At 53.0% G+C, this 22,161-nt stretch carries 17 protein-coding genes; 8 read left to right on the top strand and 9 right to left on the bottom strand.

The genetic code is table 11. The features are described from left to right. Positions 1–33 precede the first annotated feature (33 nt). Together ACJHX4_RS22435 and ACJHX4_RS22430 are read right to left on the bottom strand one after the other, a co-directional pair. A complete protein-coding gene (locus ACJHX4_RS22435; RefSeq protein ID WP_000161265.1) occupies positions 34–354 on the bottom strand; it encodes a PTS fructose-like transporter subunit IIB in 321 nt (106 codons plus the stop codon). A gap of 14 nt (positions 355–368) precedes the next feature. Then, entirely contained in the window at positions 369–1,448 is a 1,080-nt protein-coding gene (locus ACJHX4_RS22430; RefSeq protein WP_001004469.1) for a PTS fructose transporter subunit EIIC, read from the bottom strand. A gap of 308 nt (positions 1,449–1,756) precedes the next feature. On the opposite strand from ACJHX4_RS22430, the gene ptsP reads away from it, so the two are divergent. The 4 genes from ptsP (at position 1,757) to ACJHX4_RS22410 (ending at position 6,939) form a co-directional block, all read left to right on the top strand. Beyond that, positions 1,757–4,258 (top strand): phosphoenolpyruvate--protein phosphotransferase, encoded by a 2,502-nt coding sequence (gene ptsP, locus ACJHX4_RS22425; RefSeq protein WP_001185130.1) that lies wholly within the window; start codon positions 1,757–1,759, stop codon positions 4,256–4,258. Positions 4,259–4,269: 11 nt separating this feature from the next. Then, a complete protein-coding gene (gene fsa, locus ACJHX4_RS22420) occupies positions 4,270–4,932 on the top strand; it encodes a fructose-6-phosphate aldolase (protein WP_000424857.1) in 663 nt (220 codons plus the stop codon). Positions 4,933–4,942: 10 nt separating this feature from the next. Next, entirely contained in the window at positions 4,943–6,046 is a 1,104-nt protein-coding gene (gene gldA, locus ACJHX4_RS22415; RefSeq protein WP_000374004.1) for a bifunctional L-1,2-propanediol dehydrogenase/glycerol dehydrogenase, read from the top strand. A 275-nt stretch (positions 6,047–6,321) separates the two neighbouring features. Next, on the top strand, positions 6,322–6,939 hold the full coding sequence (locus ACJHX4_RS22410; RefSeq protein WP_000647862.1) for a DUF1287 domain-containing protein: 618 nt from the start codon (positions 6,322–6,324) through the stop codon (positions 6,937–6,939). Between the two features lie 26 nt (positions 6,940–6,965). On the opposite strand, the gene yijE is transcribed toward ACJHX4_RS22410, so the two are convergent. The 4 genes from yijE to ACJHX4_RS22390 form a co-directional block, all read right to left on the bottom strand. Further along, the gene (gene yijE / locus ACJHX4_RS22405) at positions 6,966–7,871 is read right to left on the bottom strand and encodes a cystine transporter YijE (protein ID WP_001271242.1); all 906 of its coding nucleotides are present in this window, start codon (positions 7,869–7,871) and stop codon (positions 6,966–6,968) included. Between the two features lie 93 nt (positions 7,872–7,964). After that, entirely contained in the window at positions 7,965–10,145 is a 2,181-nt protein-coding gene (gene katG / locus ACJHX4_RS22400) for a catalase/peroxidase HPI (RefSeq protein WP_001296626.1), read from the bottom strand. A gap of 328 nt (positions 10,146–10,473) precedes the next feature. After that, a complete protein-coding gene (metF, locus tag ACJHX4_RS22395) occupies positions 10,474–11,364 on the bottom strand; it encodes a methylenetetrahydrofolate reductase (RefSeq protein ID WP_000007515.1) in 891 nt (296 codons plus the stop codon). Between the two features lie 381 nt (positions 11,365–11,745). Continuing rightward, entirely contained in the window at positions 11,746–13,299 is a 1,554-nt protein-coding gene (locus ACJHX4_RS22390) for a bifunctional metallophosphatase/5'-nucleotidase (RefSeq protein WP_000694068.1), read from the bottom strand. A 132-nt stretch (positions 13,300–13,431) separates the two neighbouring features. On the opposite strand from ACJHX4_RS22390, the gene ACJHX4_RS22385 reads away from it, so the two are divergent. After that, a complete protein-coding gene (locus ACJHX4_RS22385; protein ID WP_000105529.1) occupies positions 13,432–14,562 on the top strand; it encodes a hypothetical protein in 1,131 nt (376 codons plus the stop codon). On the opposite strand, the gene metL is transcribed toward ACJHX4_RS22385, so the two are convergent. Continuing rightward, positions 14,526–16,958: a bifunctional aspartate kinase/homoserine dehydrogenase II gene (gene metL / locus ACJHX4_RS22380; protein WP_000110759.1), complete on the bottom strand. Its 2,433-nt coding sequence runs from the start codon at positions 16,956–16,958 to the stop codon at positions 14,526–14,528. The two genes, ACJHX4_RS22385 and metL, sit on opposite strands and share 37 nt — an antisense overlap. A gap of 2 nt (positions 16,959–16,960) precedes the next feature. After that, positions 16,961–18,121: a cystathionine gamma-synthase gene (gene metB, locus ACJHX4_RS22375; protein ID WP_000197203.1), complete on the bottom strand. Its 1,161-nt coding sequence runs from the start codon at positions 18,119–18,121 to the stop codon at positions 16,961–16,963. A 276-nt stretch (positions 18,122–18,397) separates the two neighbouring features. On the opposite strand from metB, the gene metJ reads away from it, so the two are divergent. Beyond that, positions 18,398–18,715, top strand: a complete 318-nt coding sequence (gene metJ, locus ACJHX4_RS22370) for a met regulon transcriptional regulator MetJ (RefSeq protein ID WP_000852812.1) — start codon at positions 18,398–18,400, stop codon at positions 18,713–18,715. A gap of 59 nt (positions 18,716–18,774) precedes the next feature. Further along, positions 18,775–19,383: a YiiX family permuted papain-like enzyme gene (locus ACJHX4_RS22365; protein ID WP_000702314.1), complete on the top strand. Its 609-nt coding sequence runs from the start codon at positions 18,775–18,777 to the stop codon at positions 19,381–19,383. A 60-nt stretch (positions 19,384–19,443) separates the two neighbouring features. Here ACJHX4_RS22365 and rpmE read toward each other — a convergent pair whose 3' ends face one another. Further along, positions 19,444–19,656, bottom strand: a complete 213-nt coding sequence (gene rpmE / locus ACJHX4_RS22360; protein WP_000710769.1) for a 50S ribosomal protein L31 — start codon at positions 19,654–19,656, stop codon at positions 19,444–19,446. Between the two features lie 202 nt (positions 19,657–19,858). On the opposite strand from rpmE, the gene priA reads away from it, so the two are divergent. Continuing rightward, positions 19,859–22,057 (top strand): primosomal protein N', encoded by a 2,199-nt coding sequence (gene priA / locus ACJHX4_RS22355; protein ID WP_001296625.1) that lies wholly within the window; start codon positions 19,859–19,861, stop codon positions 22,055–22,057. Positions 22,058–22,161 lie beyond the last annotated feature (104 nt).

Raw genomic sequence — 22,161 nt, 5'->3', positions numbered from 1 at the left:
AAGCGAACCCGCCCTTGCGGGCGGGATAAGAACTTAAGCGGTTTGTGCCAGGTGAGCTTCAATTTTGCTCATAATGGCGTCAGCACGCTTTACCGCGTCGCTGATGTTGACACGCACGATAGTCTTGCCAGCAAAACGCTCTTCAAATTTGATGCCGATATCTTTGGTCAAAATCACCATATCGGCGCTTGCCACGTCTTCCGCAGTCAGTTCATTTTCCAGACCAATCGACCCCTGGGTTTCTACTTTTACTTCCCAGCCTTTCGCTTTCGCGGCGCTTTCCAGCGCCTCTGCCGCCATATAAGTATGGGCAACACCTGAAGGACATGCGGTTACTGCGATAATTTTCGTCATGGCTCGTTCCTCAATTAATTAATTTCAAAATCCAGATCCAGGTCGTCTTCCTTCTCTTCAGTTGAAGACCCATTTTTACGCGCCAGACTTTTCAGCACGTTCACGCAGACTGCCGTCACAACCGCCCCGACAGCCACTGCCGCGATGTAACCCAACTTACCTTCAACCACCGGCAGCACAATCAGACCACCCCAGCCTGCATAGCACTGCGCACCGACCAGCGCCGCAGTTACCGCACCACAAACTGAACCGACCATGATGGAAGGAATGACACGCAGCGGATCGGCAGCGGCGAAAGGAATCGCCCCTTCAGTAACGCCAACACAGCCCATCACCAGTGCCGCCTTGCCGGTTTCGCGCTCTTCTGCGGAGAAATTTTTACGACCAATCAGCGTCGCCAGCCCCATCCCCAGCGGTGGAACACAAATCCCAACAGCGGCAATAGCCACCACGGTATAAACACCCTGAGCAACGCAAATCAGCATGAAGGCATAGGCCACTTTGTTAACCGGGCCGCCCATATCGAACGCCAGCATCAGACCCATGATCACCGCCAGCATAACAATGCTGCCCTGCTGCATCCCCTGAAGCCACTGGGTCAGGCTGTTGGTCAACGCCCCCACCGGCTCGCCCAGCCCCCACATCATGACGCCAGCGGTAATCAGTGTGCCGACGATTGGAATGATGAAGATTGGCATTACCGAGCGCAGAACTTTATGCACTGGAATTTTCTTCAGGTAATGCACCACGATGCCGCCGATAATCCCGGCGATCAGCGCACCAAAGAAGCCCGCGCCAAAGCTGTTACCAACCCAGGCACCGATAGCGCATGGAGCCAGCGCAGAACGTTCTGCAATGGAATAACCGATGTAAGCGGCGAGGAAAGGCACCATCAGCGTCAAACCTGCAACGCCGATATCAAACAGTTTTTTCAGATTCGGATCGGCTACGGCATCCGGCACTGCGCCTTTGCCATACAACATGACGGAAACCGCCAGCAAAATACCGCCCGATACCACGAAGGGAATCATGTGTGAAACGCCCGTCATTAAATGCTGACGGGTATTTTTCAGGATCTGCACCAACTCATTCATAAGCTGCTCCCGGGCTTGCGAAAGCCCATGTCCATATTTTTGATGGAAGAAACAATAGGCAATCGCAGGCGGAGCAAACAGTGGATAAAAAGGCCATTTACTGGACTTTTGTAATATCAGTACAAAAATGCGATCCGCCTCATAACTTGCGATAATCCGGAAGTACGCCGCAAAACGGCGTCTTGTGAGACGCGTCGCAAATTGACGGTTACATTACATTTGTCCAGCTTTTGGCAGATTTGTCACATGGCAGGCCGTTGCCGTGCGCTCTTATCCTGTAAACAGAAAACCGTACCGGGAGAAAGGCAATGGCCCTGATTGTGGAATTTATTTGTGAGCTACCTAACGGCGTCCATGCGCGTCCGGCAAGCCACGTTGAAACGCTGTGTAATACTTTTTCATCACAAATTGAGTGGCATAACCTGCGCACTGACCGCAAGGGCAACGCCAAAAGCGCCCTTGCGCTGATTGGCACCGATACGCTGGTGGGCGATAACTGCCAGTTACTGATTTCCGGGGCCGACGAACAGGAAGCGCACCAGCGTTTAAGCCAATGGCTGCGCGATGAATTCCCCCACTGCGACGCACCGCTGGCGGAAGTAAAATCTGACGAACTGGAACCACTGCCGGTTTCACTGACCAATCTGAATCCGCAAATTATCCGCGCTCGCACCGTGTGCAGCGGTAGCGCAGGCGGCATTCTGACGCCGATCTCTTCTTTAGATCTCAATGCGCTGGGTAATCTTCCCGCAGCCAAAGGCGTTGACGCCGAACAATCCGCACTGGAAAACGGTCTGACGCTGGTACTGAAAAACATAGAGTTTCGTCTGCTGGATAGCGACGGTGCTACCAGCGCGATTCTGGAAGCGCACCGATCCCTGGCTGGCGATACTTCCCTGCGCGAACATTTACTGGCAGGTGTCAGCGCCGGATTAAGCTGCGCCGAAGCGATTGTTGCCAGTGCGAATCACTTTTGCGAAGAGTTCGCCCGTTCCAGCAGCAGTTACCTGCAAGAACGTGCCCTGGACGTACGCGACGTCTGCTTCCAGTTACTCCAGCAAATCTACGGTGAGCAACGCTTCCCGGCACCGGGCAAACTGACGCAGCCCGCCATTTGTATGGCTGATGAACTGACCCCCAGCCAGTTCCTCGAACTGGATAAAAATCATCTCAAAGGTCTGTTACTGAAAAGTGGCGGCACCACATCACATACGGTGATCCTTGCCCGTTCGTTCAACATTCCGACGCTGGTAGGTGTGGATATTGATGCCCTTACTCCGTGGCAGCATCAGACGATTTATATCGACGGCAACGCAGGGGCGATTGTGGTTGAGCCAGGGGAATCCGTGGCCCGTTATTATCAGCAAGAAGCCCGCGTACAGGACGCTCTGCGTGAGCAACAGCGTGTCTGGCTGACCCAGCAAGCGCGTACCGCTGACGGTATCCGCATTGAAATTGCCGCTAACATCGCTCACTCCGTGGAAGCGCAGGCCGCATTCGGCAATGGTGCGGAAGGCGTTGGTTTGTTCCGCACTGAAATGCTCTATATGGATCGCACCAGTGCACCGGGTGAAAGCGAGCTGTACAACATCTTTTGTCAGGCGCTGGAGTCTGCCAACGGACGCAGCATTATTGTGCGCACTATGGACATTGGTGGTGACAAACCCGTTGATTATCTGAACATTCCCGCAGAAGCTAACCCGTTCCTCGGTTATCGCGCGGTGCGTATTTATGAAGAATACGCGTCGTTGTTTACCACACAACTACGATCGATCCTGCGCGCCTCTGCTCACGGCAGCCTGAAAATCATGATCCCGATGATCTCCTCAATGGAAGAGATCTTATGGGTGAAAGAAAAACTGGCGGAAGCCAAACAGCAACTGCGTAACGAACACATTCCGTTTGATGAGAAGATCCAGCTCGGCATCATGCTGGAAGTGCCGTCGGTGATGTTCATCATCGATCAATGCTGCGAAGAGATTGATTTCTTTAGTATTGGTAGTAATGACCTGACGCAATATCTACTGGCAGTGGATCGCGATAACGCTAAGGTGACTCGTCACTACAACAGCCTGAATCCGGCCTTCTTGCGGGCGCTCGATTACGCCGTGCAGGCGGTGCATCGCCAGGGCAAATGGATTGGTCTGTGCGGTGAACTGGGAGCGAAAGGTTCCGTGCTGCCGTTGCTGGTCGGTTTAGGGCTGGATGAACTCAGCATGAGCGCACCATCAATTCCGGCGGCGAAAGCGCGGATGGCGCAACTTGATAGCCGTGAGTGCCGCCAGTTGCTCAACCAGGCAATGGCCTGCCGTACTTCGCTGGAAGTGGAACACCTGCTGGCGCAATTCCGCATGACCCAACAGGACGCACCGCTGGTCACCGCCGAGTGCATCACACTGGAAAGCGACTGGCGCAGCAAAGAAGAAGTGCTCAAAGGCATGACCGATAACCTGCTGCTGGCGGGCCGCTGCCGCTATCCGCGTAAACTGGAAGCCGACTTGTGGGCGCGCGAGGCCGTTTTCTCTACCGGACTGGGCTTTAGTTTCGCCATTCCCCACAGTAAATCGGAACACATTGAGCAATCCACCATCAGCGTAGCGCGTCTGCAAGCGCCAGTGCGCTGGGGCGATGATGAAGCGCAATTCATCATTATGTTAACCCTGAACAAACACGCCGCGGGCGATCAACATATGCGCATTTTCTCGCGCCTCGCTCGTCGCATCATGCACGAAGAATTCCGTAATGCGCTGGTTAACGCCGCCTCTGCCGACGCTATCGCCAGCCTGCTGCAACATGAACTGGAACTGTAAAAGGAAACATCATGGAACTGTATCTGGACACCGCTAACGTCGCAGAAGTCGAACGTCTGGCACGCATATTCCCGATTGCCGGGGTGACAACTAACCCGAGCATTATCGCTGCCAGCAAGGAGTCCATCTGGGAAGTGCTGCCGCGCCTGCAAAAAGCGATCGGTGATGAGGGCATTCTGTTTGCTCAGACCATGAGCCGCGACGCGCAGGGTATGGTGAAAGAAGCGAAACGCCTGCGCGACGCTATTCCGGGCATTGTGGTGAAAATTCCGGTAACCTCTGAAGGTCTGGCAGCAATTAAAATGCTGAAGAAAGAAGGCATTACTACGCTGGGAACCGCAGTGTACAGCGCCGCGCAAGGATTACTGGCGGCGCTGGCTGGAGCCAAATACGTTGCTCCATACGTTAACCGCGTAGATGCCCAGGGCGGTGACGGCATTCGTACTGTACAGGAGTTGCAAGCGTTACTGGAAATGCATGCGCCAGAAAGCATGGTGCTGGCTGCCAGCTTTAAAACACCACGTCAGGCGCTGGATTGTTTGCTGGCAGGATGTGAATCCATCACACTGCCCTTAGATGTAGCGCAACAAATGCTTAACACCCCTGCGGTAGAGTCAGCTATAGAGAAGTTCGAGCACGACTGGAATGCCGCATTTGGCACTACTCATCTCTAAAGGAGTAATTATGGACCGCATTATTCAATCACCAGGTAAATACATCCAGGGCGCAGATGTAATTAATCGTCTGGGCGAGTACCTGAAGCCACTGGCGGAACGCTGGTTAGTGGTGGGTGACAAATTTGTTTTAGGTTTTGCTCAATCCACTGTCGAGAAAAGCTTTAAAGATGCTGGACTGGTAGTAGAAATTGCGCCGTTTGGCGGTGAATGTTCGCAAAATGAGATCGACCGTCTGCGTGGCATCGCGGAGACTGCGCAGTGTGGCGCAATTCTCGGTATTGGTGGCGGAAAAACCCTCGATACTGCCAAAGCACTGGCACATTTCATGGGTGTTCCGGTAGCGATCGCACCGACTATCGCTTCTACCGACGCACCGTGCAGCGCATTGTCTGTTATCTACACCGATGAGGGTGAGTTTGACCGCTATCTGCTGTTGCCAAATAACCCGAATATGGTCATTGTCGACACCAAAATCGTCGCTGGCGCGCCCGCGCGTCTGTTAGCGGCGGGTATTGGCGATGCGCTGGCAACCTGGTTTGAAGCGCGTGCCTGTTCCCGTAGCGGCGCGACCACCATGGCGGGTGGCAAGTGCACTCAGGCAGCGCTGGCACTGGCTGAACTGTGCTACAACACCCTGCTGGAAGAAGGCGAAAAAGCGATGCTTGCCGCCGAACAGCATGTAGTGACTCCGGCGCTGGAGCGCGTGATTGAAGCGAACACCTATTTGAGTGGCGTTGGTTTTGAAAGCGGCGGGCTGGCGGCGGCACACGCGGTACATAACGGCCTGACCGCTATCCCGGACGCGCATCACTATTATCATGGTGAAAAAGTGGCATTCGGTACGCTGACGCAGCTGGTTCTGGAAAACGCGCCGGTGGAGGAAATCGAAACCGTAGCTGCGCTTAGCCATGCGGTAGGTTTGCCAATAACTCTCGCTCAACTGGATATTAAAGAAGATGTCCCGGCAAAAATGCGAATTGTGGCAGAAGCGGCATGTGCAGAAGGTGAAACCATCCACAACATGCCTGGCGGCGCGACGCCAGATCAGGTTTACGCCGCACTGCTGGTAGCCGACCAGTATGGTCAGCGTTTCCTGCAAGAGTGGGAATAATCTACTCCAAACTCCCGGCTTGTCCGGGAGTTTGAACGCAAAATTGCCTGATGCGCTACGCTTATCAGGCCTACGCAATCTCTGCAATATAGTAAATTTACGTACTTTTGTAGACCGGATAAGGCGTTCACGCCGCATCCGGCACGCTGTGCCAGTAATCTGAAACTTCCACGTTGTTCGGGTGTTTTTTTATCCGCTTCTGGACATTTTCTCCACAGAACAATCGTTAGCCCGGAAGGTCGAATCTGTGACTCTTATTTTCACGGACGAAACAGATGAAAGCTTCACTGGCGTTATTCAGTCTTCTGACGGTATTTACCAGTTACTCCTTAAAATCTCCCGCCGTTCCACCAACCGTGGTACAAATCCAGGCCAACACCAATCTTGCCATCGCAGACGGCGCCAGACAGCAAATCGGCAGCACGCTATTTTACGATCCGGCGTATGTGCAGCTTACCTATCCTGGCGGTGATGTCCCGCAAGAACGCGGCGTATGTTCCGATGTGGTGATCCGTGCATTGCGCAGCCAGAAGGTCGATTTGCAGAAACTGGTGCACGAAGATATGGCGAAGAATTTTGCTGCGTACCCGCAAAAATGGCAGTTAAAGCGCCCGGACAGCAACATCGATCACCGTCGGGTGCCTAATCTGGAAACCTGGTTTACCCGCCACGATAAAACACGCCCCACCAGCAAGAACCCCAGTGACTATCAAGCGGGCGATATTGTCTCCTGGCGATTAGATAACGGGCTGGCACATATTGGGGTGGTGTCAGATGGCTTCGCCCGCGACGGTACGCCGCTGGTGATACATAACATTGGCGCAGGCGCGCAGGAAGAAGATGTACTGTTTAGCTGGCGGATGGTGGGGCACTATCGGTATTTTGCTAAATAAGAGATCTCCCCACATGAAGAAAAAATTCAGATCCTTTTTACACTGACGGCTTCTTTTTTCTTACGGCTCACCAGCGCCAGTGCCAGTACAATCAGCACAATACCGCTACCTTCAACTGCCCCCGGATTCTCACCGAGCAGCCACCAGGAAAAGAGTACGCCGCAAACGGGAACGGCCAGTGTGCTTAAGCTGGCAATACTGGCAGGCAAGTTTTTCAATACAAACAACCATAAGCTCCACGCCAGCGCTGTCGCCAGAATCGCACTGTAGGCCAGCGCCCAGAACACGGTGGGTTGCCAGTCAATTTCACGTTGCGGCACCAGTAAAGCGACCACGCTCATCACCAGCGCCGCATACAGCATCTGCCAGGATGTTAGCGACAATAAATCCACGCGCGGATGGCGGGCATACAGACGTTTAGCAACAATCGCGCTCGCCCCCCAACTCACACCGGAGAGGATTGCCAGCATGGCACTTTTCATCGAAGAGAAATCGAGTTGCCACGGCTGCAACACCAAAAATAAGCCGAAAGCGGCAATCAGTATCGCGAAATATTGCCCACGTCGCAGGCGTTCACCGAGAAACAACGCGGCGAAAATCACCACCCAGAACGGCATGGTATAGCTCAGGATTGCCACCTTCCCCGCTCCGCCGCTGACCAGCGCCCACTGTGCCAGGCCAACCATCCCGCAGGTTTGTAACAGGGCAATGGCTAAGGTGTATTTAAACGGCGTCGGGCGCATTCCGCGACCACGTAATAAAAGAACGATGAATAAAACGAGAGCGCCGAAAATGCAGCGTAAGGCGGTGAAGTCGAAGGCACCGATGTAGCTGGTGACTTGCTTCATGAAAATCCAGCTATAACTCCAGATAAGTGTGAGCACAACCAGGCCACTGATTGCCAGTGGGTTGCTCTTTCCTGCGGCAGACATGAGAGATCCAGTGTGTAGTTTTCCTGTGGACACTATACGCCGGTAAAGAAACTTCAGCGACTGCATGAAAGGCAGTCGCTGAAGAAGGTCAGATTACAGCAGGTCGAAACGGTCGAGGTTCATCACTTTCACCCACGCTGCCACGAAGTCTTTAACAAACTTCTCGTGGGCATCGCTGCTGGCGTAGACTTCCGCCACCGCACGCAGGACAGAGTTAGAACCAAAGACCAGATCCGCACGGCTGGCTGTGTATTTCACTTCGCCAGTTTCGCGGTCACGGCCTTCGAACAGTTCTTTCGATTCGTCGGTCGCTTTCCACTCGTAACGCATATCCAGCAAGTTCACGAAGAAGTCATTGCTCAATACACCAACGCGGTCAGTGAAGACGCCGTTTTTGCTGCCATCGAAGTTGGCACCCAGTACGCGCATCCCGCCCACCAGCGCAGTCATTTCCGGCGCGGTCAGCGTCAGTTGCTGTGCTTTATCAATCAACAGTGACTCGGTGGTGGAAACGTCCAGACGAGCGCGATAGTTACGGAAACCGTCAGCAATTGGTTCCAGCAGTTCGAACATCTCAATGTCAGTCTGATCCTGACGCGCATCAACGCGACCCGGCGCAAACGGTACATGAATGCTCAAACCTGCGGCGCTTGCGGCTTTCTCAACGCCAACCACACCTGCCAGCACGATGATATCCGCCAGCGAAGCTTTGCCAGACTCTTTCTGAATTTTCTCCAGAACTGGCAGAGCACGAACGGCTGCGGCGTTCACATCCCAGTCACGCTGCGGCATTAATGCCAGACGCGCACCGTTGGCACCACCACGTTTGTCGCCACCACGGAAGGTAGAAGCAGACGCCCAGGCCACCGATACCAGCTCACTAACAGACAGACCAGAATCCGCAATCGCGAATTTCAGATCGATAATGTCCTGCTCGGTCGGGTTGTAGATCGGCTGCGGCAGCGGATCTTGCCAGATCAGATCTTCTTTCGGTACTTCCGGCCCGATGTAACGAGATTTCGGCCCCATATCCCTGTGCGTCAGTTTGAACCAGGCACGAGCAAAGGCTTCGTTGAACGCCTGCGGATCGTTGAGGAAACGACGAGAGATCTTCTCGAACTCAGGATCAAAACGCAGCGTCAGGTCGGTCACCAGCATCGTCGGTTTACGTTTCTTCGACGGATCAAACGGATCCGGGATAATTTCCGGTGCGTCTACCGCTTCAAACTGGATTGCGCCAGCCGGGCTGCGGGTCTGTACCCACTCATACTTGAACAGGTTCTCGAAGAAATAGTTGCTCCACTGGGTCGGCGTCTGGGTCCAGACCACTTCCAGACCAGAGGTAATGGCATCTGCGCCAACGCCGCTGCCGTAAGTGCTCGCCCAGCCTAAACCTTGTTCTTCAATCGGTGCAGCTTCTGGATCAGGACCTACATTTGATGTCGGACCGGCACCGTGGGTTTTACCCAGCGTATGACCACCCGCAATCAGCGCCACGGTTTCTTCGTCATTCATGCCCATGTTGCCGAAGGTCGCGCGGATAGCTGCTGCTGCCGAAAGTGGTTCGCCGCTGTGATCCGGGCCTTCCGGGTTAACGTAAATCAGGCCCATCTCGGTTGCACCCAGCGGTGCTTTCGCCAGCGCTTCCGGATGACGGTGAGTCAGCCAGGCTTTTTCATCACCCCAGTTAACATCCAGATCCGGTTCCCAGACGTCTTCACGACCGGCACCAAAACCGAAGGTACGGAAGCCGGAGTTTTCCAGCGCCACGTTACCCGCGAGGATAAACAGGTCGGCCCAGGAGATTTTCTGACCATATTTCTGTTTGATTGGCCACAACAGGCGACGCGCTTTATCGAGGCTTACGTTATCCGGCCAGGAGTTCAGCGGTGCAAAGCGTTGCTGACCACGACCCGCGCCGCCGCGACCGTCGATTGAACGGTAAGTACCCGCGCCGTGCCAGGCCATACGAATAAACAGACCAGCGTAGCTGCCCCAGTCGGCAGGCCACCACGGCTGAGATTCTGTCAGCAGGGCTTTCAGATCTTTTTTCAGGCCGTAGTAATCTAATTTGCTGAATTCTTTGCGGTAGTCAAAGTCCTCACCCAGCGGGTTAGAACGATTAGAATGTTGGTTTAACAGGTCAACACGGAGTTGATTTGGCCACCAGTCGCGCGTGGTTGTGCCCCCACCTGCGCTCTGGTCGTGACCGCCCTGATGGAACGGGCATTTGCCGGTGGCTGTCGTGTTATGGATATCGTCTGACGTGCTCATCAATGTGCTCCCCTCTACAGTGTTACCGTTACGATACACAGCGTTAGAGAGAAGTTATAATTGAATTAATCCACGGATGCGATAGTTGAGATCTTACATATTGTTGGTTAAAGAGATGTAGATCAAATTGATCGTAATTAAGACTTTTTGATTATGTCCGATTTAGGACAAATGCTTTATAAAAAAGGGTTTTAGATTTGTATCCTTCAAGTAATGAGGGAGAAAACAAGGCTGATAACCTTATTTTCCCGCCCTCATTTCGAGGCAGCATTTTGTGCTCTGTTTAAAATTTGTGAACACTGTGTGATTTTCACAAAAGGCACAATACTTATAAACCAGGTCGAACTCCCAGTGTATGGCAAATCGCATAACTCATTTCAGCGCGGTTAAGCGTATAGAAGTGGAAATCTTTCACTCCTTCACGGCTTAAAATCTTCACCATATCCATGGCGATATTCGCGCCCACCAGCTTGCGGGTTTCAGCATCGTCATCCAGGCCGTCGAACATTTGTGCCATCCACGCCGGAATACGCACGTTGGTCATGTCGGCAAATTTCTTCGCCTGTTTAAAGTTCGAAACCGGCAAAATTCCCGGAATGATTTCCACATCAATGCCTGCCGAGACGCAGCGATCGCGAAAACGCAGGTAGCTTTCGACATCGAAGAAGAACTGAGTAATGGCGCGGTTGGCTCCGGCATCCACTTTTCGTCTCAGGTTGAGTAAATCGGCCTGGGCACTTTTCGCTTCTGGATGTACTTCCGGATACGCCGCCACGGAGATATCGAAATCTGCCACTTCTTTTAACAGCGTCACCAGGTCAGAAGCATACATTTCTGGCTTACCACTTCCCGGCGGCAGGTCGCCACGCAGCGCCACGATATGGCGAATACCGTTATTCCAGTAGTCGCGTGCAATGATCCGCAGCTCGGCAGGCGTCGCATCAATGCAGGTAAGATGCGGTGCCGCTTCCAGGCCGGTGCGATCTTTAATGCCTTTAATAATGCTGTGCGTACGGTCGCGCTCGCCGGAGTTTGCGCCATAGGTCACCGATACAAACTTCGGTTTCAGGCTGCTAAGGCGATCGATGGAGTTCCACAGGGTCTGCTCCATTTCACTGGTACGCGGCGGGAAAAATTCGAACGAAACGTTAATCTGCCCCTGGACTTCTGCCAGACTCTGATTCAGGGCATCCCGCTGGCTGGCGTGAAAAAAGCTCATACCTTACCTCATCAATCGCTTATCGTTATATGTTGTGTTGTGCACATCTATCCGTTTAGACGTCCAGATGTAAAGATGAAGGAAAAGCCGAAGGGCGTCAACCGAAAAATAACCAATGATGGTGAGGAAAAATCAGGGAAGATGAAAAAAACTCATCTTAATTAGAGGCGATAAAAGATTTCTCTATAGCGCAATCCACCTCGCACGTTTTGACTCATATTCTGACAACACAGCGACACCTGGGCTAATTCGAAAAACAACGTCCTGCCACCGGATGGTGATGTTAAGGCATCTGATTCGGCCTGCGCCCTCGCGTAGGCCGAATACAGGATCTGCGCAATCAACGGGTAACAAACAGTTGAGTCAATTCAGTGCGCACTTTTATTTGATATCCTTCACGCGCATACCGTTGAGCTGTTCATCCGTAATGGTGTTGCCCGCTTTGAAGTAATCAACCACCGCGTGATAAACGTAATAACCGCCCGTTGTGTTACGCGCTTTCCCTTCGGTAAAGGCGGTAAAACCATCTCCACCATCAGCAAGGAAACTCTGAGTAGCAATGTGATAAACCGTCGCATCTTCAATGGGTTTGCCATTCAAAGTCAGTGTGATTACCCGCTGACCAACCGGCCTGTTGCTGTCGTACTTCATTTCCAGGCCTTTCGATACCTGTAAAACGCCATTGCTTAAACTTGCGCCGTGTTCCATCAGACTGCGTAATTGTTTACCCATGAGTTCCATCGTCACCAGTTCGTTGGGGAACGGAAACGTACTGATGACGCCGCCCATCGTGATCGCCCCTGCGGGGATCTCATTGCGGATACCACCAGAGTTTGTTAACGCCAGTTGGGTGTTTTTACCCGCCGCTACCAATAAAGCGTCAGCCGCCAGGTTCCCGAGGGAAGCCGATTCACCATAGGCACGTTTTAATTCAACCGGCGATTGCGCCACCGTTTGTTGCACCACTTCATCAAGCTTTTTATTCCAGCCGTCGATCACCTGTTTCGTTTGCGGATCGGGCTTCCACTCGTCAGCGTAAATGGTTTTAAGCTCGAAGTTTTTCACCGTAAAATTATGCGGCTTCTCTTTGTAGTCGAGAACCAGTTTGCCCACATCAATCCCGCCGCTGTCAGTGGAGAGGATGAGCGTATTGCCGACTTTAATCGGTTCCGGCGTACCCACATGTGCATGTCCGGTGATCAAAATATCCAGCCCTTTCACCTGACTTGCCGTCTGAATATCTTTATCCAACGCGCGACGCACATCTGTGCCTCCCATACTGGACTGGCGGGCTGGAACACCTTCGTGGATCAGGGCGACGGTCAAATCAACCTTGCCTTTGAGTTCATCGATATAACGTTGTAGCCATTTAATTTCATCGCGCGCTTCAATACCCACGCGCGTGGCAGCAGATACCGTATCATTAAAGGCAAATACTCCGTGCAAACCAATAACGCCTATTTTCACACCGTCTTTTTCGATGATGGTATAGGGCTTATCCCAGAATGATTTACTGCTGTTCTGATAAAAAATATTGCCCTGCACAATAGGGAATTTTGCCTGGCTCAACTGTAATAATGTGTTGTCCCAGCCGTGGTCAAATTCATGGTTGCCTATTGTGACGGCATCAAACGGCATAGTATTCATAATATCGATAATAGCCTTACCTTTGGTCAGGCTGCTGATATATGGCCCGGTAAAATAGTCGCCCGCATCAAAAAACCATGTCGCTTTATTTTTTGCTTTTTCTTGCTTAACCAGCGTAGTGATATTTGCCCAGCCGCCAATATCCCGTTTACCGTCAGCGATCCACGGCACTTTATAAGGCTCGACATGTGCATGGAGGTCGTTGGTATAAATGATGGTGACATCTTTAGCGCAAGCCCAGAATGGCAGTGTTAATGCGATACCCGCAGCAAGTATTTTAATTTTCATAAACAGTCCCTTTCAGTGAGATAAAGGATTGCTACATTACGTTCTGAAAGACTTATTTATGTGAGAGTAATCACATCCGCAGGGGATAGTTGCCGGACAAAATCAACGACCTTGTGAAATCGTTGGTGATATATGTCGACTCTGTTTACGATTAATGCCTGTAAGTCGTTTGGTTGCCGTAATTTAGGGCAGCCAACATCGACAGATTATAGCTGGCCCGACTATCGACTGGGTTATCCGGCACTGCACTGTCGGGCATGTGGCAGTTACCCGCCGTTGTTTGACGAGCAACAATTTCGTGACTGGTTGACAGTTCACTTATCTACTTTTGCAACAGAGAAAGGCCATTTTTGCCCGGTATGTTATGGCACAGAGACGATTTGTTATGGTCACAATCCACAGGGTTCGCAACGCATTCAATGCCGTAACTGCAAAAAAGTATGGACACCCAAACAATATCAGAAAGAAATAACGACTCCCGAAATAATCGAAACGGTTGCTTTGCTCGTGCCATTTCAGGGAGTCAGCAGCGGGCAGAAACTGTATGTTTTAATCAGTTTTGATGCTCTTCGCGGTAATATTCTTCATCTTTCTACTAATTACACGCAGCATCAGGCTGGAGAAAGTCTGCATTATCGATACAGAGGAAATGCAGAACCAGAGTTACACGACAATAATATTGTACAACGCGTTGATATGCGCGAAGCACAATTTCTACGCCGCAGTCAGTTTGATGAAATTCAGTATGGCAGCGCAGCGCTCAAGCGCAATGCCAAAGGCGCTATTCTGCGTCCGGTTATCACTGCACACGGGCATTTCAGAGTACTGAATATTTTATTCCCTACAGTAAAAACACATGTAATTTCACACGAGTGTTTTTTAAGAGGTGCCATTATTACGGCCTGGGCTGATCTGTTTCGCCAACAGCAAGGTGAAATTTGGTTTATTGAAGAGGAAATAGCTGACGATACCGATAATATGCCCTGGCGTTTTCAGGGAAAAACTTATCACGGCTGGTGGAAAAATCAGTGGCAACTCTGGGTTCAGGGAAAAAATCGTAAAATGGTATGTGCATTAACGGGCGGAAAGAGTAGCAAAGCAGAAATGCTCTCTTTAGCAACCAGCAGACATTTTATCGACTGGCTACATAAACAAGCAGTATTTACTCACAGCGCCCCGCTTTCCGCAGGGCGCGTTACGCAAATACTGCTTTCTCTGGCTCAGGATTACAACAACTGCGCCAGTCGGTTAATATCCGACTGAATCGCCCCGGCGGTGACGTCGCGCCCTGCACCTGGCCCGCGGATCACCAGCGGGTTGTCGCGATACCAGCGGCTTTCGATGGCAAAGACGTTATCGCATGGCAGTAGTGATGCCAGCGGATGGTCTTCACGCACCGCTTCCACGCCCACACGCGCTTTGCCATTGGCATCGAAACGCGCCACGTAGCGCAGCACCAGCCCCATTTCGCGGGCCGCTTCCAGTCGTTGCACCATCTGCTCGTTAAGTTCATCGCCATTTTCAAAGAAATGGTCGATGCTGCCGCCTTCGCAATGGGCAGGCACCAGTGATTCAACACGTACCTGGTCCGGTTCAATGTTGTAACCCGCTTCACGCGCCAGAATCACCAGCTTGCGCATTACGTCTTTGCCGGAAAGGTCATCACGCGGGTCAGGTTCGGTTAAGCCTTGCTGCCACGCCTGATCCACCAGTTCGGTAAACGGCACGCTACCGTCGAATTGCAGGAACAGCCAGGAGAGCGTGCCGGAGAAGATCCCACTGATCGACAAAATGGTATCGCCGCTGTCGATCAGATCGCGCACGGTATGGTTGATCGGCAAACCCGCACCGACGGTGGCGTTGTACAGCCAGTGACGCCCGGTTTTTTCGAAGGCGTCGTGGATCTGGCGATATTTATTGCTGTCGCTTGCTCCTGCCAGTTTGTTGGCACTGATGACGTGGAAACCGTGGCTGGCGAAATCAAGATACTGGTCAGCGAGCTGCTGGCTGGCGGTAACGTCCAGCACCACTAAATCATCATACGGATGGGCGCGCATCCACAGGAACAGCGACTCTTCATCCTGCTCGACCGCTTCATCGTTGAAGAAGGCTAACGCGCGGCTGGCGTCCAGACCGTCATAGCTCAACAGGCTACGGCGGCTGTCCACCACGCCTGCCAGCACAAATTCAAAGCCGGTACGTGCCGAAAGCGTACTCTGCTCACGGGCGAACAGTTCCAGCCAGCGGGAACCGATATTGCCCTTGCCGAACAATACCAGGCCGATGCGTTTTTCCGCGCGGAAGACGGACTGATGCAGCCCCTGAATCAGGCTTTCGGTCGGGCCGGTGCGCAGTACTGCCACCAGGCTGATGCCGTCATCGGACTGCCAGGTAAATTCGACCGGCTGGCCTTTCAGTTGCTGCCAGAAGCGGTGGCAATGCAGCGGGTTACGGGTGACGCCCGCCCCAACCATCGCCACCAGCGCCAGCCCCTGACGCAGGCGCAGTTCGCCAGGTAATCCCGCTTCGTCGAGGATTTTCAGCGCACTGTCGGCCACTTCTGAGGTGTAGCAAAATTGCAGCAACTGGCGATCGTTATGCACGCCAACCGCCAGTGGACGTACCTGAGCACGTTTCAGGATCTGGTCGATCTCTTTATGCGCCAGTTTGAAATCCTGGCTGGCGGGCACCTGAAACTCAATCAAGCAGACATCATCATGGCTGGTGACAATACGCGCACCAGTACCGGAGGCCAGCACGCGTTCAATGCGCGTGGAACCTTGATCCGGCGTGTAGCTACAGCGCAGTTGCAGGTCGATTTCGCTGCCAGAAACGGGCTGTAAAGTACGGGCATGAAGAACGGGAGCCGCCAGACGCGCCAGTTCGCTGGCTTCATCCAGACGCAGCAACGGCAGCAGGCAGGCATCTTTCACTTTACGCGGGTCGGCGCTATATACCCCGGCGACGTCGCTCCAGATGGTTACGCGAGAAACACCCGCCAGCGCACCGATTTGTGTCGCGGAATAGTCGGAACCGTTACGCCCCAGCAGCACCGTTTCACCGGCGTTGTTACGGCTGATAAACCCGGTCACCACCAGACGTTTGCCCGGATGTTGTACCAGTAGCTGTTGCAGCAACGGGTAAGAAAGCCCTTCATCAACCTGCGGTTGCGCAGCGCGTTCAGCGCGTAAAAACTCGCGGGCATCAAGCCAGGCCGATGGCAGCCCTTGTTGATTAAGCACCGCAGACATCAGGCGCGCCGACCACACTTCACCGTGGCCCACCACTTCCGCATACACCGCATCGTTAATACCGCTGTCGAGCAACGCCGCCAGGCGCTCAAGATCGCTGACAAAAGCGCTAATGAGGTTATCGGCTTCTTCGGCGGGTAGCAGGCCGCTAATCAGATCGCACTGATAACGACGTAATGTTTGTTGAACCTGATGCGCAGAGAGACGATCGGTCTGGCTTAGTTTCAACCAGTTAATCAACTGGTTAGTGGTGCTACCGGCGGCGGAAACCACCATCATATCGTCAGGCTGAGAGTACTCCGCCATAATGCCCGCGACACGCAAATAACACTTCACATCAGCCAGACTACTGCCACCAAATTTATGCAGTTGACGACCTTTCGCCCCTGCCTGCGCAATCACACTCATTTTTACCCCTTGTTTGCAGCCCGGAAGCCATTTTCCAGGTCGGCAATTAAATCTTCGCCATCTTCAATACCGGTGGAGATACGCAGCAGCGTCTCGGAGATCCCGGCGGCAGCACGCGCTTCTGGTGCCATGCCTGCATGTGTCATGGTTGCGGCGTGAGAGATTAAACTTTCCACTCCCCCTAATGATTCCGCCAGCGTAAACAACGACAGCCCGCCCAGGAAACGACGCAGCGTCTGCTCATCGCCATCCAGTTCAAAACTCAACATTGCGCCAAAGCCTTTTTGCTGGCGCGCGGCAATTTCATGCCCCTGATTTTCCGGCAGCGACGGGTGATACAGTTTCTTCACCAACGGCTGGGTTTGCAGATATTTCACAATCGCCTGCGCGTTGCGCTGCGCCAGCTCCATACGCGGCACCAGCGTTCGCAACCCGCGCAGCAGCAGATAGCTGTCAAACGCGCCGCCCGTCACGCCAATATTGTTTGCCCACCAGGCAAGTTCAGTGACAACGTCCGGGTCTTTAGCAATCACTACGCCTGCCACCACGTCAGAGTGACCGTTCAGATATTTCGTGCATGAATGCAACACCAGATCGGCACCTAATGCCAGTGGATTTTGTAATGCCGGGCTTAAGAAGGTGTTATCCACCACGCTCACCGCCCCGACTTCCCTTGCCAGATGGCAAATTTTCGCAATATCCACGACGCGTAACAATGGATTACTTGGGCTTTCTACCAGTACCAGTTTGGGTTTTTCTGCCAGCGCTGCCCGTAATGCCTGTTCATCGCTTTGATCAACAAACAACACGCGATAGCAACCGCGTTTCGCCAGGCTGTCGAACAGGCGATAGCTACCGCCGTAGCAGTCGTGCGGCGCAACCAGCAGATCGCCAGGTTTCAAAAAGACGGTCGTTACCAGGTGAATCGCGGACATGCCGGTATTAGTAAGTACGGCACCGGCACCGCCTTCCAGTTCTGCCAGCGCACGCTGAACCACATCGCGCGTTGGGTTGCCGCGACGCGAGTAATCATGCGCACGTGGTTCATTAAATCCGGTAAAGTTATAGGTACTGGAAAGATGGATGGGAGGGACAACGCAACCATACTGTTCGTCGTCATTTAACCCGCTACGCACTGCGATGGTGGCCTGTTTACGCGTCATGTGATGAAGTTCCCTGGGCTTTGTCGGTGAAATGTCAGGCACCAGAGTAAACATTGTGTTAATGGACGTCAATACATCTGGACATCTAAACTTCTTTGCGTATAGATTGAGCAAATCCCAAATAGCCGTTAAAATTATATGCATTATCACGCCGACAGGTGCATTACACGATGTCACGGTAACGCCTGTACGGTAAACTATGCGGGTTTACGGTCAGTACCCACATTAACTGTGTGGTCTGGTCTCAATTTATTGACGAAGAGGATTAAGTATCTCATGGCTGAATGGAGCGGCGAATATATCAGCCCATACGCTGAGCACGGCAAGAAGAGTGAACAAGTCAAAAAGATTACGGTTTCCATTCCTCTTAAGGTGTTAAAAATCCTCACCGATGAACGCACGCGTCGTCAGGTGAACAACCTGCGTCACGCTACCAACAGCGAGCTGCTGTGCGAAGCGTTTCTGCATGCCTTTACCGGGCAACCTTTGCCGGATGATGCCGATCTGCGTAAAGAGCGCAGCGACGAAATTCCGGAGGCGGCAAAAGAGATCATGCGTGAGATGGGGATTAACCCGGAGACGTGGGAATACTAAAGCGGAAAAGAGCGGCGCGGAGTTAACCAGCCGCTTTTTTCATACATGGACGTTTAACGATGAAAATCAGGCTACTGATCCCCGGCCTGCTGGTTTCTGTGCCTGCATTTGCCTGGCAACCACAAACCGGCGACATCATCTTTCAGATCTCTCGCTCATCGCAAAGTAAAGCGATCCAACTGGCGACCCATTCCGATTACAGCCACACCGGTATGCTGGTGATACGCAACAAAAAGCCCTACGTCTTTGAAGCCGTCGGCCCGGTAAAATATACCCCGCTGAAACAGTGGATCGCCCACGGTGAAGATAGCAAGTACATCGTGCGTCGCGTTAAAGGCGAGCTAAATGCCGAACAACAGCAAAAACTGGCGCAAACGGCAAAACGTTATCTCGGTAAACCGTATGACTCCAGCTTCTCGTGGAGCGACGATCGCCAGTACTGTTCGGAAGTGGTGTGGAAGGTCTACCAGAATGCGCTGGGAATGCGTGTGGGCGAGCAGCAGAAGCTGAAAGAGTTCGATCTTAGTAACCCGCTAGTTCAGGCAAAGCTCAAAGAACGCTACGGCAAAAATATTCCGCTTGAGGAAACGGTAGTTTCACCACAAGCCGTTTTCGACGCGCCACAACTCACCACGGTCGCCAAAGAATGGCCGCTGTTTTCCTGGTAATACGACCAAAATTCAGGCACAAAAAAAGCGCCGTGCGGCGCTTTTTTCGGAAATCCGGTCTTATTTGCTGCCCGGGATGTTGAAACGCTTGTTGAAGCGGTCAACACGGCCACCGGTAGCAACATCACGCTGTTTGCCAGTGAAGAACGGGTGGCACTTGCTGCACACGTCGAGGTTCAGGTCATGACCAACGGTGGAGCGGATTTTCATTACGTTACCGCAAGAGCAGCTAGCAGTAATTTCTTCGTATTTCGGGTGAATATCTTTTTTCATGGGAAAACCTCGGTTTAAGGCCGCGTCGCTCTTCCAGCCCTAACGCCAGACACCACGCGATGTTAAAAGTATAGCTTCAATACGATCATTTCGTACGAAGGCGCGAAATCATACAGAAATTAACCAGCGTATGCAAACTGATCCGCACTCTTCTACGGCAATGTGTATACTAACCCACCGAATTTCAAGTCAGGATGATGCTATGCCCGTTGCCCACGTTGCCTTGCCCGTTCCGCTTCCTCGTACCTTTGACTATCTGCTGCCAGAAGGCATGACGGTTAAAGCCGGGAGTCGCGTGCGCGTGCCGTTTGGCAAACAACAGGAGCGCATCGGGGTTGTGGTGTCAGTGAGCGATGTCAGTGAGCTGCCGCTTAACGAGCTGAAAGCGGTAGTTGAAGTGCTGGACGTTGAGCCGGTATTTACTCACTCCGTCTGGCGATTACTGCTCTGGGCGGCAGATTACTATCATCATCCGATTGGCGATGTGCTGTTTCATGCCTTGCCGATTTTACTGCGCCAGGGGCGGCCTGCGGCAAACGCGCCTATGTGGTACTGGTTTGCCACTGAACAAGGTCAGGCGGTGGATCTGAACAGCCTGAAACGTTCGCCAAAGCAACAACAGGCGCTGGCAGCGTTACGGCAAGGCAAAATCTGGCGCGATCAGGTTGCCACGCTCGAATTTAATGATGCCGCGTTGCAGGCACTGCGCAAAAAAGGTCTGTGTGATTTAGCAAGTGAAACACCAGAGTTTAGCGACTGGCGAACGAACTATGCCGTTTCTGGTGAGCGGTTGCGGTTGAATACCGAACAGGCCACCGCCGTTGGCGCAATTCATAGCGCGGCAGATACTTTTTCTGCCTGGCTGCTGGCGGGCGTTACCGGTTCCGGTAAAACGGAGGTTTATCTCAGTGTACTGGAAAACGTGCTCGCTCAGGGCAAACAGGCGCTGGTGATGGTGCCGGAAATCGGCCTGACACCGCAAACTATCGCCCGTTTTCGTGAACGTTTTAATGCCCCGGTGGAAGTTCTGCATTCCGGCCTGAACGACAGCGAGCGTCTTTCGGCGTGGTTGAAAGCGAAAAATGGCGAGGCGGCGATTGTCATCGGCACCCGCTCCGCGCTGTTTACGCCGTTTAAAAATCTCGGCGTGATTGTTATTGATGAAGAGCACGACAGTTCCTACAAACAGCAGGAAGGCTGGCGCTATCATGCCCGCGACCTGGCGGTGTATCGCGCGCATAGCGAGCAAATCCCAATTATTCTTGGCTCCGCAACGCCCGCACTGGAAACGTTATGCAACGTGCAGCAGAAAAAATACCGCCTGCTGCGCCTGACCCGTCGGGCGGGCAATGCGCGCCCGGCAATTCAACATGTGCTGGATTTAAAAGGTCAGAAGGTGCAGGCAGGTCTGGCTCCGGCGTTGATCACCCGTATGCGCCAGCATTTACAGGCCGACAACCAGGTTATCCTCTTTCTTAACCGCCGGGGTTTTGCGCCTGCGCTACTGTGCCACGACTGTGGCTGGATTGCCGAATGCCCGCGTTGCGATCACTACTACACGCTGCATCAGGCACAACAGCATTTGCGCTGTCACCACTGTGACAGCCAACGCCCGGTGCCGCGCCAGTGCCCTTCCTGCGGTTCCACACACCTGGTACCCGTGGGGCTGGGCACCGAACAGCTTGAACAGACGCTCGCGCCGCTGTTCCCCGGCGTGCCCATTTCTCGTATCGACCGCGATACCACCAGCCGCAAAGGGGCGCTGGAACAGCAACTGGCGGAAGTGCATCGCGGCGGCGCGAGGATCTTGATTGGCACGCAAATGCTGGCGAAAGGTCACCACTTTCCGGATGTGACGCTGGTAGCGTTACTGGATGTGGACGGCGCGCTGTTTTCTGCCGATTTTCGCTCGGCAGAGCGTTTCGCTCAGCTTTACACCCAGGTCGCTGGTCGTGCCGGGCGTGCGGGTAAACAGGGCGAAGTGGTGCTGCAAACGCACCATCCGGAACATCCTCTGTTGCAAACGTTGCTCTATAAAGGCTACGACGACTTTGCCGAACAGGCGCTGGCTGAGCGACGGATGATGCAGCTGCCGCCATGGACCAGCCATGTGATTGTGCGTGCGGAAGATCATAACAATCAGCACGCGCCGCTGTTCCTGCAACAGTTGCGTAATCTGATCCTCGCCAGCCCGCTTGCAGACGACAAACTGTGGGTTCTCGGTCCGGTTCCGGCACTGGCCCCTAAGCGTGGTGGCCGCTGGCGCTGGCAAATTTTGTTGCAGCACCCTTCCCGCGTGCGATTACAGCACATCATCAATGGTACGCTGGCGCTTATTAATACAATACCGGATTCCCGTAAAGTGAAATGGGTGCTGGATGTCGATCCCATCGAGGGCTAAACCGCTCACGATGCGAGGCGGATCGAAAAATTCAATATTCATCACACTTTTCATGAAAATTCTGTAACCGTTTTCACGCGCTATCTGCTAAAAATGTTGCCGAT

Source organism: Escherichia sp. WS2035, assembly GCF_046487065.1.
Classification (GTDB): domain Bacteria; phylum Pseudomonadota; class Gammaproteobacteria; order Enterobacterales; family Enterobacteriaceae; genus Escherichia; species Escherichia coli.
This window is presented reverse-complemented; position numbering and strand designations above follow the sequence as displayed.